Origin of the sequence: Vibrio lentus (assembly GCF_030409755.1) — a bacterium.
GTDB lineage: Bacteria > Pseudomonadota > Gammaproteobacteria > Enterobacterales > Vibrionaceae > Vibrio > Vibrio lentus.
Genome location: NZ_JAUFQE010000002.1, coordinates 707,615 through 722,156, shown reverse-complemented (window position 1 = coordinate 722,156; position 14,542 = coordinate 707,615). Strand labels below are relative to the sequence as shown.

The window sequence follows — 14,542 nt, the reverse complement described above, 5'->3', positions numbered from 1 at the left end:
AATTAAAGGGCATCCCTCAATGACTTCATCGGCGTATTTCGGATCATTCTCATCACTGGTAAAGCACCAGCGAGCATTAATGCTGCCATCGCCCACGCAAAAGTCACTAAGTAATCCCATGGAATCACTTGTAACTCGAGTGACCACCCAAAAGACTGCTTGATAACGATATCAACGATCAAACTTGCTAACGCTAAACCTAATGGCACTGCAATCAAAGATGAAATAAGCCCGAACACAAACAACTGTAGGCTTCCGGTAAATATCAGCTCTTTGGCTGAAACCCCTAAACAACGCTGAAGTGAAATATGCCTTTGACGAGAGACTTCACCCGCGACGGTCGCGAAGAAGATACCAAATACAGCAATCACTAAGGTAATGTTACCCAGCGTATCAGCAATCGCAAAGGTTCTATCGAAGACACGCATTGCTTGGCTGTGAATATTATTGTTATCAAAAATACGTTCAGACCCTAGCCTAAACACACTTTCCAAACGACTGCGTAAACCAATGGCATTCACGTCGTCTTTTAATATAACGCCTAATCCAACATTGCCCCGGCCTGCAAAGCCATATAACCAATTGCGATGTGACATCATGACCTGATGGTATGGATTACCATAATCATAATAAACGCCGACAACCTGCCAACCAGAGCCAAGACTGTCGTGCAGATCGATATAATCGCCGGGACGAATACCCAACTTGAGAGACATTGATTCGCTGATCAACACCCCTTTAGAGTGATGTAGATGATACCAATAGTTTGGAATCCCTAACTTGATAGTCAGCGCTTCTAACTCACCTTCTGAAGGCCCAGTACTGACTACTTGGATGCTACCCTTAGCAGAAGAGACATCTTTTTCCCAACGCCACCACACTGAATCAACTTCAGGCTGTTCTGACAACCAGTTACTCATGCGAGCAGCCGCGTTGTTGGTCGGGTAGATATAAAGGTCTGCGGCCAAACGTTGTGTTAGCCATTTATCGGTGGTGTCTCTAAAGCTACCGACCATGGTTTCAACGCCAATATTCGCTGATAACGCCAGCATAAAGGCCATGGTAGCAACACCACGGTAGCTCATACTTGATGCTGCATCAGCGAAGAACCAACGAGCACGAACCCAACGTAATGAATAGGACAAGCTATTGAACAGCTTCCACATCAAGAACGGCGTAAACAGAGCCACACTCACGAGCATAAGCGCGATGATAGCAAAGCCAGACTCTTGCGTTTGTGGCGCTTGATAGACAGCTACAGCAGCGACTAAGAAGCCACAGCCAATCAATGCCTGCCAAGTGAATTCCGTACCCGCAAAACGCATCAAAGATAAGCGTGATGACAAACGAATAGGTTGAGATTTAAGTAAGCGAACCAACGGCCAAGCGCAAGCTAGGAAGGCACCCAATAAGGCCATCATCAAGCTATAACCGCTCCAACGCCAATTCCAATTGATGGTTAAACCCACATTGGCATCGTAAAGGTCACCTAAGCTTGAAGACACGGCAGGTAACAGTTGGTTGGCAAGCATGACACCGAAGATGTTGCCGCACACCCAACTCACTAGCACTAAAATCAAGAGTTCTAAACATAGAGCTTTAGCCAGCTGCCAACCGGACACGCCAGTCTGCCTTAATATTCCTACCAATGGCTGACGTTGAATAAATGACAATGACATTGCTTGATAGAAGATAAACAAGCCCACGACAAACGACAGCATACCCATCGCGGTTAAGTTTAGATGGAAAGCACTGGTTAGAGATTCCAATTCAGCTTTTGAACTGCGAGAAATCGTCAGTCCATTAGGCAACATATTCTTAAGACGTTCTAACTTCTCTGGTGGCATATCTGAACAAGCAATAACAGACAGTCCAGCGCTACGTTTCAACATTCTTAGCAACGAGATATCTGCGATCAATCGCGTGCCGTTAATGAGGTCGTTTTGATCAACAACAACAGGCCCAAGTTCAGAGCCATCAAGAAGAGGAATATAGTCACCATTTTTCCATTCCATATGTTCAGCAAGATCATCGCTGACAAGGATTGGATACGGCGGCTTCATGAGGTTTAATGTTGTGAGATCTTTTAGCGCAACGCCAGGATGCAGCTGAAGCATAGACACTGGGTCCAAGCCAATAAGCATAAAGTTTGCGCCATTTTCATCAGTGATACGGTGGTGATCAAAAGGAGAACACTGTTGAAAGCCTTCACGGCGTAGCTGGATGTAAAAGCCTTGAGGAATCTTATTGGCGTTGTGCTTGGGACGAATACGATATGGAAGAGGATTCGAAAACAATTTTTCGCCGTGAGTATAGCTCTGCTTGGCGTGCTGATTGATTGCGGTAACACCAACCAGTAATGATACGCCAAGGGTTAAACCAAGCCATACCAATATAATCTGAAGTGGGTAACGTCGATAATGACCGAGTAGCGCTTTAACTACGGGCCATAACATGCAGTTGCCCTCCCTGTAGACGAATACGTCCGTCCATATGCTGTGCCACTTTTTCACTGTGAGTAACAAGCAACAGAGTACATTCCAGCTCACGAACTAAAGAAGTGAGCAAGCGCATTACCGCTTCAGCATTACGCTCATCTAAACTACCTGTCGGCTCATCGGCCAATAATATTTTAGGCTCCATGTACAAAGCGCGAGCAATGGCTGCACGTTGTTGCTGGCCACCAGAAGCTTCTTCAGGGTAACGTCCAAGCAAAGGCATAAGGTCTAAAGCAGAAAGGATTTGTCGCCAAAGCCCCTTGTCTTCAGGTAAGCCTTTTAATTGACGGCAAAAACGAATGTTGTCGGCAATATTAAGCGTTGGTAGCAAGTTGAATTGCTGGAAGATATGACCAATGTTGTTTCGACGATAAGCAGTACGATTACGTTCTGTCGAATCGTGCATATTGAAGTTTGGGAAAGCGATTTCGCCTGAGTCAGCTAAGTCTAGACCCGCAATAAGATTCAGTAATGTACTTTTACCAGAACCGCTTTCTCCCATTAATGCCAGCTGGTCACCTTGGTTTAATGTTAATTCAGCACCTTGCAAAACAGGGTGAAATTCCCCCCCGTCGACATAGCCTTTACATAGGTCTGACAGCTTTAACATTAAACAGCTCACATTAGTTAGAATTTGGAAGGAGAATCTACACTAATTCCCTGTTAGGAGGAAGTATTTTGAAAGATAGATCACATGCCAACGATAAAGTGATGCGATTGGTGCGCCCTACTTCAACTTCCTATTAAGTTTTTAATCCATTTTCTTGTTTTCATACGATAAAGTGACCCACCCCACTTCAGCACTTCTTCAGTGAGGAAAAGCAGATATACCCACTCAGGTGGAAACTTAAGGTAGATAGCCGCAATCGCAGCCAGCGGGATACCGATCACCCACTGGGCAATCACATCTTGATAGAGACAGAACTTCACATCACCGCCAGCTCTCAACACACCAACAATGACAGTCAGCGGTACCGAGCGAATAACAATACCCACGCTGAGAATCAGAATGAACTTCTCTGAAAGTGCTCGGGTTTCTTCTGTCAAAGCGCTAAAGGCGTTCAGTATTGGCGTTTGTACGAAGTAGAGGAAAATCGCGACCACGATACTGGTCAAGAAACACAAAATCGTTAAACCTAGTGCTTGATAGTAAACCGCTTCATTGTTCTTCGCGCCAAGCTGATTACCCACCAGAACCGCTGCTGCATTCGAAAGGCCAATCAGTAAACTTAATGAGATAGACTCTACCGGCGTCATCACTGAAAGTGCAGCCAGACCTTGGACACCCGATTGCCCCATGATCGCGTGGTAAGCAAACAAGCCACCCGCCCACGCTAAGAAGTTAAACGTCGTCGGCAGCGATAACTTTAAGAAGCGAACCACTTTTTCGATCGAAGCTGCCGCTTTTATATCGCAGAACTTGAAAGCCAGTAAATGCTTAGAGAAATACAGGTAGCCAAACAAGGTAACGACTTCGATTGCGCCACTTAATACCGTCGCAATCGCCGCGCCTTTGATTCCTAAGGCAGGAAAGCCCAAGTTACCAAAAATCAAAACCCAGTTTAGAAATACATTCGATAAAATTCCGATACCACTAAAGAAAGTACTCAAGCCAGGCCTGTGCATCGCTCTTAGGCCAACGGCCATACTACTCACACACGACACAGCTAGCATGCTAAATGAGGTGATAACGATGTAGTCAACACCAAGGCCGATAACTTCTTGTGAGTCGGTCGTCACACCCATGATTTGGCTTGGGAATGATACGAAGAACACAATGGTCAGTAATGCAAACAGTGTTGAAACCAACCAAGTCAACGCCGTACTTTCTCTGACGCCCTGTTTATTGCCGGCTCCCCAATATTGCGCAGTCAATAACGCACCACCCGTGGTTACACCCACCAGCATAATGGTCGTGACAAACATGGCTCTACTCGCCACACCCACCGCAGCGATATCAGCTTCACCCAATTGGCCTAACATCAATACATCCACAAGGCCTCGACTTGAGAACATAATGCTCTGCAAGGTGATAGGCAAAGCAATCGCAATAAGCCTACGAACAAAATCACCTCGAGTGTGATGGATAATTGAAGAGAGCAACATATAGAGAGACCTAAACGGAACGTATTGATGAATAAAGATAAATATCGCGCTATTATATCAATGTTCGGTTTTTAACCACAGATATAAATGGAGTAACAATGAAGAAAGTACTGGTTTTAGGCGCTTCTGGATATGTTGGTTCGCAGCTCCTCCCTCTCCTGCTTGAACAAGGCTATCAAGTCACCGCAGCAGCAAGGCATATCGACTATTTAAAAGCACGAACCGAGCCTCACGACAATCTCTCGCTCGTGTATCTTGATCTTGCCGATCAAGCTGCGACTCAAGCGCTCGTCCCTGACTTTGACCTTATTTTCTTTCTCGTCCATGGAATGGCTGAAGGCCACGATTTTATTGACTACGAATTGAACCTAGCACGTAACTTTGTTTCGGCTCTTGGGCCAAAGAATCAACACGTGATCTACTTAAGTTCACTTCAACCTCAGACAGCAGACTCAGAACATTTACAAGCTCGAAAGAAAACCGGCGATCTTCTGCGTAGCGGCTCTGTACCCGTGACAGAATTGCAAGCGGGTGTGATTATTGGCCCCGGCTCAGCAGCATTCGAAATCATGCGAGACTTTGTTTACAACCTACCCATCATGATTGCGCCAAAATGGGTTGATTCCAAAGCGAATCCAATAGCATTACAGAACCTAAACCACTACTTACTAAAACTCGCACATGACACGCCAAGCGACAATCAAACCTTCGAGGTTGGTGGGCCTGATATTGTCTCTTATCGAAACCAATTTTCACACATTGCCAAGACAGCGGATCGCCCTCTTCGACTCTGGGCGACATCGCTACTCACACCGCAAATTGCGTCTTATTGGCTAGGCGTGGTGACCTCTGTCCCATCAAATATAGGCAGAGCGCTTCTCGCTGGCTTAAAACACGACTTTATTGCCAGTTCGACCACCATTAGAGAAAAGTACCCTCAAAAGCTTATCTCGTTCGAAAACATGGTTGAACAAGCTATTCATTCTGAAGGTAACTTCGTAAAGAGTAATGTGTGGGGCTTTGACAAAGCAGCCTTTAAGCGCTGGCAAGCTGGCTATGGTTATTACCCTAAGAAAACAGGTGCAAGTATCACGTCGACAGCATCATTAGAATCGCTCTGGCATGTTGCACAGCAGATAGGAAGCCCAAAACAGGGTTACTTCTTCGGTAACGTATTATGGCGCACACGCGAATGGATGGACGTTTTATTTGGTGGCGGCATTCCGGTTCGTCAAATGCCAGAAGGACCGAATCTAAAAGTCGGTGATAAAATCGATTCATGGAAAGTCATTCGCTGTGAGGAGAATCAGTTTTTATCTCTGCTTTTCGGAATGAAAGGCCCCGGTTTAGGACGACTGGAGATTACTGTGTCTGACCATGGAGAGTCTCGCGAACTGAACATATCAGCTTGGTGGCACCCGAAAGGCTTCCTAGGTCTACTCTATTGGTTCGCAATGATGCCTGCTCACCTGTTTATCTTTAAAGGCATGGTGAAGGCAATTGAGAAGCAGGCTAAAGAGCAGATGCAAGATTCGAGTAGCGGGATGCGAAAAGATTAAAGCAGATTCGAAGTTTGAGTAACGAGATGCGGAAAGACTAAAAGCAGTTGCGGGATACCCGTGACTAGCTGAGAAAAGATAAAAAAGATGCGAGTAAGTGGCTCTTCGTATCACTCATCTCGCATCTCATATCTATCCGTTAACCGACAACGCTAATTGGGATCTCAGCAAGTTGATTGCCTTGATTAGCAGGATACACGATGTATTCACCGTGGTACTTCACCGCTGACTTGTAGTCAGTGACTTTGTGAAGCATGAAACCCGCTTCCATCGCTGCTTGAATAAACTCAGCGTGGTTACCACGAACAAACCAGTTCATTGGTTTTACCATCAACTCACCGTCGAACGAGTCATCGCACTGTTTGCCACAAAGTGCAAAAGAGTGCTCACCATCAGTGAAGAACTGAATTTTGCCACCAGTCGTCAGCTCATCTTCACTCGATACGCTCCAACCCATCTCGTACATCTTGTCCATAAAGGCTTCAACGTCGCTGTCTTTCAACGCTTTTGGCTCTTCACCTTCTGGGAAGAATTTGCCGTAAAACGCAGAGATACGTTTGAACGTAAAGGTTAAATCAGAGTTGTTGCCTTTTGAACGACCCTGCTTCTGCCAACGCACCAAATCAGGAACAATCACACGATCATAAGACTGAGCCTTAATCGCCTTCGTTACCCAACGAACTAAATAAAGGTTGTTCGCAATAGGCGCATCAATCGCTTTGCCTGCTTTGTGCAGAGCGTAAAGCTCGCCCAATGCATCATTCACTAACTTCTGAATTTCAATATAGTATTTTGACATTATGCCTTCTTTCCTAATGTCCAATATAGTAATGCTGACATTACTGCACACGCAGCCATTACCATAGCCATAGACCCAGCACTGTCACTTGGCAGCATCGCAACGATAGCCCCAACGACAGAACCAGTACCAAATCTTAATGTTCCCGCAAGCGATGAAGCCGTGCCCGCCATGTTTGGATAACCACTGAGCAATAGACCCATAGAGTTACTGCCGATAGTAGAAATGGTGCCAATAAATAGCATCACAAACGGCACAATCCCCCAAAGCCCTAGATCCAACGCCCACCCGACAAGTAAGCCTAAACCAGCCAGTAATTGAATGACCAACGCCGCTCTCAACATAGTATGAGAACCGACCTTCTTAACAATTCGACCATTGATGGTTGTCATCAGAATCATCGCCACAATGTTCAGGCCAAACAGATAACCGAACAAGTCAGGACGTACGCCATAGATATCAATGTAGACAAAAGAGCCTGCGGTTAAGAATGCAAACATCCCAGAGAATGAGAATGCACCCGAGAAAATCAAACCCATAACCGTCGGGTTTTTACACAAACGAGCGTAATTACGAATCGTCGTTTTAAAGCGTAGGGGTTGACGATTTTCGACAGGCAGTGTCTCAGGGATCTTGATGATAACCGCAAGAATCACGATCACCGCAAAAATAGCCAACACCCAAAAGATTGAACGCCAACCAAACCACAATGCCAAATAGCCACCAATCATAGGGGCAATTAATGGCGCAACCGTCATCACTAAGGTAACGAACGACATGGTTCTTGCGAAATCTTCACGGTCGAACATATCGCGCACAACCGCTTGGATAATAACCGCTGCCGCAGCACCTGCAAAACCTTGAGCCGTACGAACTAACGTTAACGCTTCAATACCATGAGTGGTTGCACTCACGACAGAGGCTATCGCAAAGAAGAATACACCAATCAATAGCACTGGCTTGCGACCATAACTGTCGGCTAACGGGCCAGGTAACAACTGACCGAGTGCGAAACCTGCGGTGTACGCGGTAAGTGTGATTTGCACTTCACCCGCTGTCACGCCGAGATCTTTGGCGATCGTCGGCATTGCGGGTAGGTACATATCGATGGCGAGTGGTGTCAAAGCACCAATAGCGCCCAGAACCAAAAATAGCATCCAACCTAACTGAGGAGTTTGTGGTTGTGAGCTCGGGGTCTGTGAGGTAGACGTTTGCATAACTCTCCGACTAAGTACTAAGTTCTATGTGAGCACGAGCATGCACGCAGCAATATACGAATACGCATATAGCAATACACGAACAGTGATACACGAATATGCGTACACATACATGAACATATAGTAATAATGGCTGAAACTGTCCTAGTACCAGTCAAAATAATCAGCCGACGCTATCCTTGGTCGGCCACATCTACGGTAGAAAAGATTACTTCCAGATAGAGTCGACTTCTTCTTGTGTTAGGTAACGGTATTCACCCAACTCTAAAGATTCGTCCATCTCGATTTCACCAATACGTTCACGGTGCAGTGCTTCTACCTTGTTACCAAGTGCTGCAAACATGCGTTTTACTTGGTGGTACTTGCCTTCGTGAATCGTTAGCAATACTTCTCGCTCTGCACGTACTTCAAGGTGTGCAGGAAGTGTTAGGCCATCTTCGCTCTTAAGCTGGATGCCCTCTTTGAATTTTTCAACATAATCCGCTTCAACAGGCTCAACAAGCCATACACGGTACATTTTTTCGCACTTGTGCTTTGGCGACGTAATACGATGAGACCACTTACCGTCATCAGTCATTAAGACAAGACCCGTGGTATCAACATCTAGACGACCTGCAAAGTGCAGCTTGTCCATTTTGATTTCATCAAGCAATTCAAACGCAGTGCGATTTGAGCCATCTTCATGCGAACAAACAAAGCCTTCTGGCTTGTAAAGCATGATGTAACGTGGGCCGTGAACATTCAGTTCATTGCCTTGCCATTCAACAACGCACTCTTCAGTTACCTTGAGTGAGCCGCTTTTTTGAATGACATCATTTACTGTCACTGCTTTTGATTTTAATAAGTGTGTTGCTTCTCTTCGAGTGACGCCTAACGCATCGCACAGAAATTTATCTAAACGCATGAATACCTCAACTAATCTAAGTCGGGTATTATAGTCACCTTTGCTCAATTAGTTGAGCTATTTCACACTATTTGTTTTTCATCTTACAAGACACGATATGTATACACTCCGCCCGTACCAAGCTGACTCAGTAAAATCAGTGATTCATTACTTCAGAAAACACCAAACACCGGCTGTTCTTGTATTGCCGACAGGCGCAGGGAAAAGCCTGGTGATTGCAGAGCTAGCAAGGCTTGCTAAAGGTCGTGTTCTAGTGCTTGCACACGTAAAAGAGCTCGTTGAGCAAAACCATGAAAAGTATGAAGGTTATGGGCTAAAAGGTTCGATTTTCTCCGCCGGTTTAGGGCGAAAAGAGACCGACCAACAAGTGGTGTTTGCTTCGGTTCAATCGGTAGTTAGAAACCTCGACTCATTCTCCAATCAGTTTTCATTATTGGTTATCGACGAATGCCACCGCGTGCCAGATGAAAAGACCAGCAGCTACCAAAAAGTGATCACTCACTTACGTGAAAATAATTCGGGTATAAAGGTGCTTGGATTGACCGCGACGCCTTATCGTCTTGGTATGGGTTGGCTTTACCAATATCACACACGTGGCCAAGTGCGCTCTGAAGAGCCTCGTTTTTTCAGAGACTGTATTTTCGAACTGCCGATTCGCTACTTGTTGGACGAAGGCTTTCTCACACCAGCACGCATGATCGACGCGCCTGTATTGAGCTATGACTTTTCCCAACTGAAGCCAGCAAGTACTGGTCGCTATAAAGAAGCCGAACTCGATATGGTGATCGAGCAATCAAAACGCGCCACGCCGCAAATTGTCGACCAGATCATTGAACTGGCCAAAGACAAACTCGGCATCATGGTATTCGCGGCGACGGTTCGACACGCACAAGAGATCCTTGGTTTATTGCCGGAAGGTGAGTCATCCATCGTTATTGGAGATACACCAACACTCGAACGCGACCAAATCATCAGTGATTTCAAAGAGCGTAAAATCAAATTCTTGGTCAACGTATCAGTATTAACTACAGGCTTTGATGCCCCTCATGTCGATTTAATCGCGATTTTACGCCCGACAGAGTCCATCAGTTTGTACCAACAAATCGTTGGCCGTGGCCTGCGCTTGTCTCCAGGTAAAAAAGAGTGTTTGGTGCTCGACTACGCAGGCAACAGTTATGACCTTTACCAACCTGAAGTGGGCGACCCAAAACCCGATTCCGACAGCGAAATCATCACCATTCCCTGCCCGGCTTGCGGCTTCAATAATAACTTTTGGGGCAAGCTAGACAGCAACGGATTCTTACTTGAACACTTTGGCCGCAAATGCCAAGGCTACTTTACTGATGAAGACACGGGCGAACGCGAGCACTGTAACTATCGTTTTCGCGCTAAGTATTGCGGTGAATGCGGCGCTGACAACGACATTGCCGCACGTATTTGTCATGAGTGTGATGCCACCTTAGTTGACCCAGACAAAAAGCTGAAAGAAGCGTTAAACCTGAAAGATGCGTTGGTATTTGAATGTTTAGAGATGGACCTTAATGTTCTCAAGGACGACAAAGGAAAATCACAACTTAAGGTTACCTACCGAGGCGAAAACCAAGCACAAGTACATGAGTTCTGGTCATTAACCACCAAGAAACAAAAACAAAACTTCAAGGATCAGTTTGTTCGCCCTCACCTTGCCGATAGACACCGACCATTTGAAGAAGCTTCACCAAGTAAAGTGGTTGCTCACCAACACCGATTCCGCCCACCTCAATTCGTGATTGCGCGTAAAGTGGGACGTTTTTGGAAAATGAGAGACAAGATATTCGAAGACGAACTACAGCAACGTTAAGTTTTTAGGTATCAAATTCTCATTATTAATCAGGTTCACTTTCTGTTCAGAATTACTTTTTTATACTGAACGCTATCAACCTTCTCTAGGATTCGCTATGTTTAGTAAAGCTATGATTTCTTTGTTTTCTATAAGCTTAGGCTTATTTGTTTCTGCTGGTGCATGGGCCGACTCACATCATAATGGTCATGACTTAGTGCAAGACGTTCATAAAGCAGGAACTCGTATCGAATTTGAAGAAGATCAAGACGAAGTCTACGAAGCCGTGCGCGAAGGCTATATTCGCCCTTTCTCAGAAATGTATGCGGCCGTTGAGAACGATCTTCATGGTCGAATCATTAAAGTAGAACTAGAAGAAGACGATGATATTTGGGTTTATGAGCTAAAAATTAATTACCAAAACAACATCATCAAAGTCGAATACAACGCCGAGACGTTAGAGATGCTCATGATTAAAGGCCGAAACTTTAAAGACGCAATTAAACACGGCGAATAATTAAGAGCGCAACTTTAAAGATACTACTAGGGCGTGTTGATCTTTCGAGCTGATTTTTGCAGCGAGTTGCTGGGTATTTATACAAGGCAGAGGCTTCGATGTGTAGCTAGCCTACATGAGAAGCCGATAACGTAGTAGAAATGACCAGCAAACGCTGCCCGAAGGGTTCGGCTAAAAGCGTTTTACTCTTTGTTGAGGGGGATTTGCTTAGAATGACTAGGCTACTTCCCCCTCGCCGCGATTAAAACGCTTTTAGCTCGAACAAAATTTAACCTCGAAAGGTCAACACGCCCTAATCACGACGAGCAATTAAGCACAACGAACAGTCATTACAAGAATTAAGAAGAACAATTATGAAAATTTTAGTCGTTGAAGACGAACCTCGCTTGGGCCAACAAATTCTAGAAACTCTTGAGGGAGCCGACTGGGTTCCAGAGCTTTCCCAAGACGGTATCGACGCACTCTACCGTGCGACATCAGAAGAGTGGGATGCCATCGTTCTTGACCTAGGCTTACCGAAGCTGGATGGCTTAACTGTGTTAAAAGGCATTCGAGATGAAAACATCAATACGCCAGTCGTTATCTTAAGTGCGCGTGACACTCTAACTCAACGTGTTGAAGGCTTAAACGCAGGCGCAGATGACTACCTAACAAAGCCGTTCGAAATGGTTGAGTTGATTGCTCGTATTCGTGCTCAACTACGTCGTGCATCTGGCAGTGCCGCTCCTATTCTTCAGATTGGTGATTTAAGCCTAGATACACGCAGTTCTAAAGTGCTGTGGCAAGGCCAAGCGGTTAGCCTCACTGCGCTAGAATATAAAGTTGTCGCGTACTTCATGCATAACCAAAACAAGGTTATCTCGCGTACAGAGTTAGTTGAGCACATCTATAAGCAAGACTTCGACCGTGACTCGAATACGGTAGAAGTTTTCATCGGGCGTATCCGTAAAAAAATCGCACCAAAGATCATCAAAACCGTTCGTGGCCTTGGCTACCAACTCAATGCTGAATAGTGTTGTCGTCAATTTAGCGCCATCACCAATAATAAGTGCAATCATCAATTAAGTGGATAGCCTGTTCTGATCATCGTAATGCTGATAAATCGCGACGAGCAAAGGCAGGCTAGAAATGTATGAATCTAAAAAAAAGAACGCTTAAAAACATCAGTCTAAAAAGCCGCTTGCTCCTCGCTGCGGCTTTTTGGTTAGGTGCCATGATATTAGCGGCGGGTATCGGTATACCAAAACTGGTTAATGATTATCTCGTCGACGATATGAAGCAACAGCTCAGCCTCACCATGGACGAGCTAACCGCCAATATTGAAACTAACTCAAACGGCAACCTAATCATGGCAGAGCGCTTGTCTGACCCTAGGTTCAACCAACCTTACAGTGGTCTTTATTGGCGCGCGGCGACTCAAGAACAGATCATTCGTTCTCGCTCTCTGTGGGACAAAGACCTCACCATAAAACGTTCGCCGATTCACACATCCATCAAAGGGCCAGAGAAAGAGAGGCTGATTTATATTGAGCAAGATATCTACCTGCCTGAGCTCACCGACCCTATCACGATCACCATAGGTATTGATGAAGATCCATTAGAGTCGACCCTTACGGAACTGACTGGCCAAGTATGGTTAATTCTGATGCTGTTGTTTGTGGGCGTACTGATGTTGATTGGTATTCAAGTCAGTTGGTCGCTACTGCCACTGAGTAAAATGCAGCGCGAACTGGTGATGCTAAGAAAAGGCGAACAACAAGGGTTAAGCGACAACTACCCGAAAGAGGTTTCTCCACTAGTTTCTGACCTCAATGCCCTACTCTTCCATTACCAAGAATTGTTGGAACGAGCTCGTAACCACGCGGGCAACTTATCTCATGCGTTAAAAACACCGTTATCGGTTCTGAAAAACGAAATCGAAATGCTGCCAGACAACGAGAAAAAACTGTTACAGCAACCGATTCATCAGATTCAAAGCCAAATCGATTACCACCTTGGCCGCGCACGCATGGCAGGGGCGATGAACATCCTTTCAGTAAAGTCATCACCTTGTGAGCGTGTTGAAGCTATCGCGATGGCATTTGATAAAGTTTACGCGGCTAACGACGTCACCATGATCAACGAGTTGGACTCTGAACTTGAGGTCGCGGTAGAAAAAACCGACCTTGATGAGATGGTCGGAAACCTGCTCGAAAACAGCTACAAGTGGGCAGGCAGCATTATTCGCGTACACGCCAATGAACTTGCCGACGGTAATGTCGAGTTGATTATTGAAGATGACGGTAAAGGCATCCCAGAAGAGAAGCTCGAACAGGTAACCAAGCGAGGCGTACGTCTTGATGAAACCACTCCAGGTACAGGCTTAGGGCTTAACATCGTGAATGAGATGGCACACAGCTATCGTGGCAGCTTAACTTTGGGCAAAAGCTCAATGGGCGGCTTGAAAGCCTCTCTTGTTCTGAAGGTGTCTAAAGTCGTATAAAGCTCTTAATCGGAACATAAAAGCTAAGCGGCACATAAAAACTAAACCACACATAAAAGCAGGAGTTTGCACAATTTTGCAAACTCCTGCTTTTTTCTACCAATACACCATTGTATTGAACAGCTACATCTTTAACATAACCAGCGCGTCTATGGTCAGTCAGACCTTATTCAATCCGATCATAGCTAATCACAGACAACCGCCAATTATTGCATAGAGTGAAGCCCTATCATGTTACCTTCACTATCACTCACAATACTGATAAAACCATGCTGGCCAATTGCCATTTTCGGCACTTGTAAAGCTCCACCATTTTCTGCGGCTCGACTTGCTTCTGTCGCACAATCCTCACAAGAGAAATAGACCATCGTGCTGTTGCCGCCAGCTTTGACATGAGACATATAACACAGCGCACCTGTAGCGCCGTAGCTGTCCATATCACAAGGAAACACCCACATTTCAACATCCATTCCCGCTTCAACATCTAGCTTATCGAGAGTGACATTAAACACAGCCTCATAAAAAGCTTTCGCTCGCATCATATCGTCGACGTAAATTTCAAACCAACCAATCGGATTCATTTGCATAACTTTGTCCTTAGCTTGTGCTTCTTAATAGCACCTTATTAGCATAGACAAAGG

Annotated in this window: 12 protein-coding genes; 5 read left to right on the top strand and 7 right to left on the bottom strand. The window is 45.4% G+C overall.

Annotation, left to right across the window (positions count from 1 at the left end; all coding sequences use genetic code 11):
• Nucleotides 1-2: 2 nt before the first annotated feature.
• The 3 genes from QWZ07_RS11655 to QWZ07_RS11645 all read right to left on the bottom strand — a co-directional run bounded on the left by QWZ07_RS11655 (nucleotide 3) and on the right by QWZ07_RS11645 (nucleotide 4,604).
• Nucleotides 3-2,456, bottom strand: coding sequence for an ABC transporter permease (locus QWZ07_RS11655; protein WP_102278421.1), 2,454 nt, complete (start codon nucleotides 2,454-2,456; stop codon nucleotides 3-5).
• Complete coding sequence (locus tag QWZ07_RS11650) at nucleotides 2,437-3,108, bottom strand: ABC transporter ATP-binding protein (RefSeq protein ID WP_192854222.1); 672 nt, start codon at nucleotides 3,106-3,108, stop codon at nucleotides 2,437-2,439. Before QWZ07_RS11650 ends, QWZ07_RS11655 begins: the two co-directional genes overlap by 20 nt.
• 122 nt (nucleotides 3,109-3,230) lie before the next feature.
• Entirely contained in the window at nucleotides 3,231-4,604 is a 1,374-nt protein-coding gene (locus QWZ07_RS11645) for an MATE family efflux transporter (protein ID WP_102485106.1), read from the bottom strand.
• 98 nt (nucleotides 4,605-4,702) lie between these two features.
• Here QWZ07_RS11645 and QWZ07_RS11640 point away from each other — a divergent pair, with 98 nt between their 5' ends.
• On the top strand, nucleotides 4,703-6,163 hold the full coding sequence (locus QWZ07_RS11640) for a DUF2867 domain-containing protein (RefSeq protein WP_192854221.1): 1,461 nt from the start codon (nucleotides 4,703-4,705) through the stop codon (nucleotides 6,161-6,163).
• 139 nt (nucleotides 6,164-6,302) lie between these two features.
• Here the strand turns inward: QWZ07_RS11640 and QWZ07_RS11635 are convergent, their stop codons facing one another.
• The 3 genes from QWZ07_RS11635 to rsuA form a co-directional block, all read right to left on the bottom strand.
• The gene (locus QWZ07_RS11635) at nucleotides 6,303-6,962 is read right to left on the bottom strand and encodes a DUF2913 family protein (RefSeq protein ID WP_017108238.1); all 660 of its coding nucleotides are present in this window, start codon (nucleotides 6,960-6,962) and stop codon (nucleotides 6,303-6,305) included.
• Nucleotides 6,962-8,179: a Bcr/CflA family multidrug efflux MFS transporter gene (locus tag QWZ07_RS11630; protein ID WP_192854220.1), complete on the bottom strand. Its 1,218-nt coding sequence runs from the start codon at nucleotides 8,177-8,179 to the stop codon at nucleotides 6,962-6,964. The genes QWZ07_RS11635 and QWZ07_RS11630 overlap by 1 nt, the downstream gene beginning before the upstream one ends.
• A gap of 208 nt (nucleotides 8,180-8,387) precedes the next feature.
• On the bottom strand, nucleotides 8,388-9,083 hold the full coding sequence (gene rsuA, locus QWZ07_RS11625; protein WP_029223631.1) for a 16S rRNA pseudouridine(516) synthase RsuA: 696 nt from the start codon (nucleotides 9,081-9,083) through the stop codon (nucleotides 8,388-8,390).
• A 97-nt stretch (nucleotides 9,084-9,180) separates the two neighbouring features.
• On the opposite strand from rsuA, the gene radD reads away from it, so the two are divergent.
• From radD to QWZ07_RS11605, 4 genes are all read left to right on the top strand, one after another.
• Nucleotides 9,181-10,923 carry a DNA repair helicase RadD gene (gene radD / locus QWZ07_RS11620; protein ID WP_017111627.1) on the top strand — a complete coding sequence of 581 codons (1,743 nt, stop codon included), beginning with the start codon at nucleotides 9,181-9,183 and terminating at the stop codon, nucleotides 10,921-10,923.
• Nucleotides 10,924-11,020: 97 nt separating this feature from the next.
• Nucleotides 11,021-11,419: a PepSY domain-containing protein gene (locus tag QWZ07_RS11615; protein ID WP_017108242.1), complete on the top strand. Its 399-nt coding sequence runs from the start codon at nucleotides 11,021-11,023 to the stop codon at nucleotides 11,417-11,419.
• 353 nt (nucleotides 11,420-11,772) lie between these two features.
• Complete coding sequence (locus QWZ07_RS11610; protein WP_065112242.1) at nucleotides 11,773-12,432, top strand: response regulator transcription factor; 660 nt, start codon at nucleotides 11,773-11,775, stop codon at nucleotides 12,430-12,432.
• A 119-nt stretch (nucleotides 12,433-12,551) separates the two neighbouring features.
• Complete coding sequence (locus QWZ07_RS11605; protein WP_065103766.1) at nucleotides 12,552-13,901, top strand: ATP-binding protein; 1,350 nt, start codon at nucleotides 12,552-12,554, stop codon at nucleotides 13,899-13,901.
• A gap of 206 nt (nucleotides 13,902-14,107) precedes the next feature.
• Here QWZ07_RS11605 and QWZ07_RS11600 read toward each other — a convergent pair whose 3' ends face one another.
• Nucleotides 14,108-14,488, bottom strand: a complete 381-nt coding sequence (locus QWZ07_RS11600; RefSeq protein WP_017111624.1) for a VOC family protein — start codon at nucleotides 14,486-14,488, stop codon at nucleotides 14,108-14,110.
• Between the last annotated feature and the right edge of the window lie 54 nt (nucleotides 14,489-14,542).

Bases quoted from the DNA above. Each gene is read 5' to 3' on its own strand.
- QWZ07_RS11655 (WP_102278421.1), bottom strand. From the start codon at position 2,456: ATGTTATGGCCCGTAGTTAAAGCGCTACTCGGTCATTATCGACGTTAC.
- QWZ07_RS11650 (WP_192854222.1), bottom strand. From the start codon at position 3,108: ATGTTAAAGCTGTCAGACCTATGTAAAGGCTATGTCGACGGGGGGGAA.
- QWZ07_RS11645 (WP_102485106.1), bottom strand. From the start codon at position 4,604: ATGTTGCTCTCTTCAATTATCCATCACACTCGAGGTGATTTTGTTCGT.
- QWZ07_RS11640 (WP_192854221.1), top strand. From the start codon at position 4,703: ATGAAGAAAGTACTGGTTTTAGGCGCTTCTGGATATGTTGGTTCGCAG.
- QWZ07_RS11635 (WP_017108238.1), bottom strand. From the start codon at position 6,962: ATGTCAAAATACTATATTGAAATTCAGAAGTTAGTGAATGATGCATTG.
- QWZ07_RS11630 (WP_192854220.1), bottom strand. From the start codon at position 8,179: ATGCAAACGTCTACCTCACAGACCCCGAGCTCACAACCACAAACTCCT.
- rsuA (WP_029223631.1), bottom strand. From the start codon at position 9,083: ATGCGTTTAGATAAATTTCTGTGCGATGCGTTAGGCGTCACTCGAAGA.
- radD (WP_017111627.1), top strand. From the start codon at position 9,181: ATGTATACACTCCGCCCGTACCAAGCTGACTCAGTAAAATCAGTGATT.
- QWZ07_RS11615 (WP_017108242.1), top strand. From the start codon at position 11,021: ATGTTTAGTAAAGCTATGATTTCTTTGTTTTCTATAAGCTTAGGCTTA.
- QWZ07_RS11610 (WP_065112242.1), top strand. From the start codon at position 11,773: ATGAAAATTTTAGTCGTTGAAGACGAACCTCGCTTGGGCCAACAAATT.
- QWZ07_RS11605 (WP_065103766.1), top strand. From the start codon at position 12,552: ATGAATCTAAAAAAAAGAACGCTTAAAAACATCAGTCTAAAAAGCCGC.
- QWZ07_RS11600 (WP_017111624.1), bottom strand. From the start codon at position 14,488: ATGCAAATGAATCCGATTGGTTGGTTTGAAATTTACGTCGACGATATG.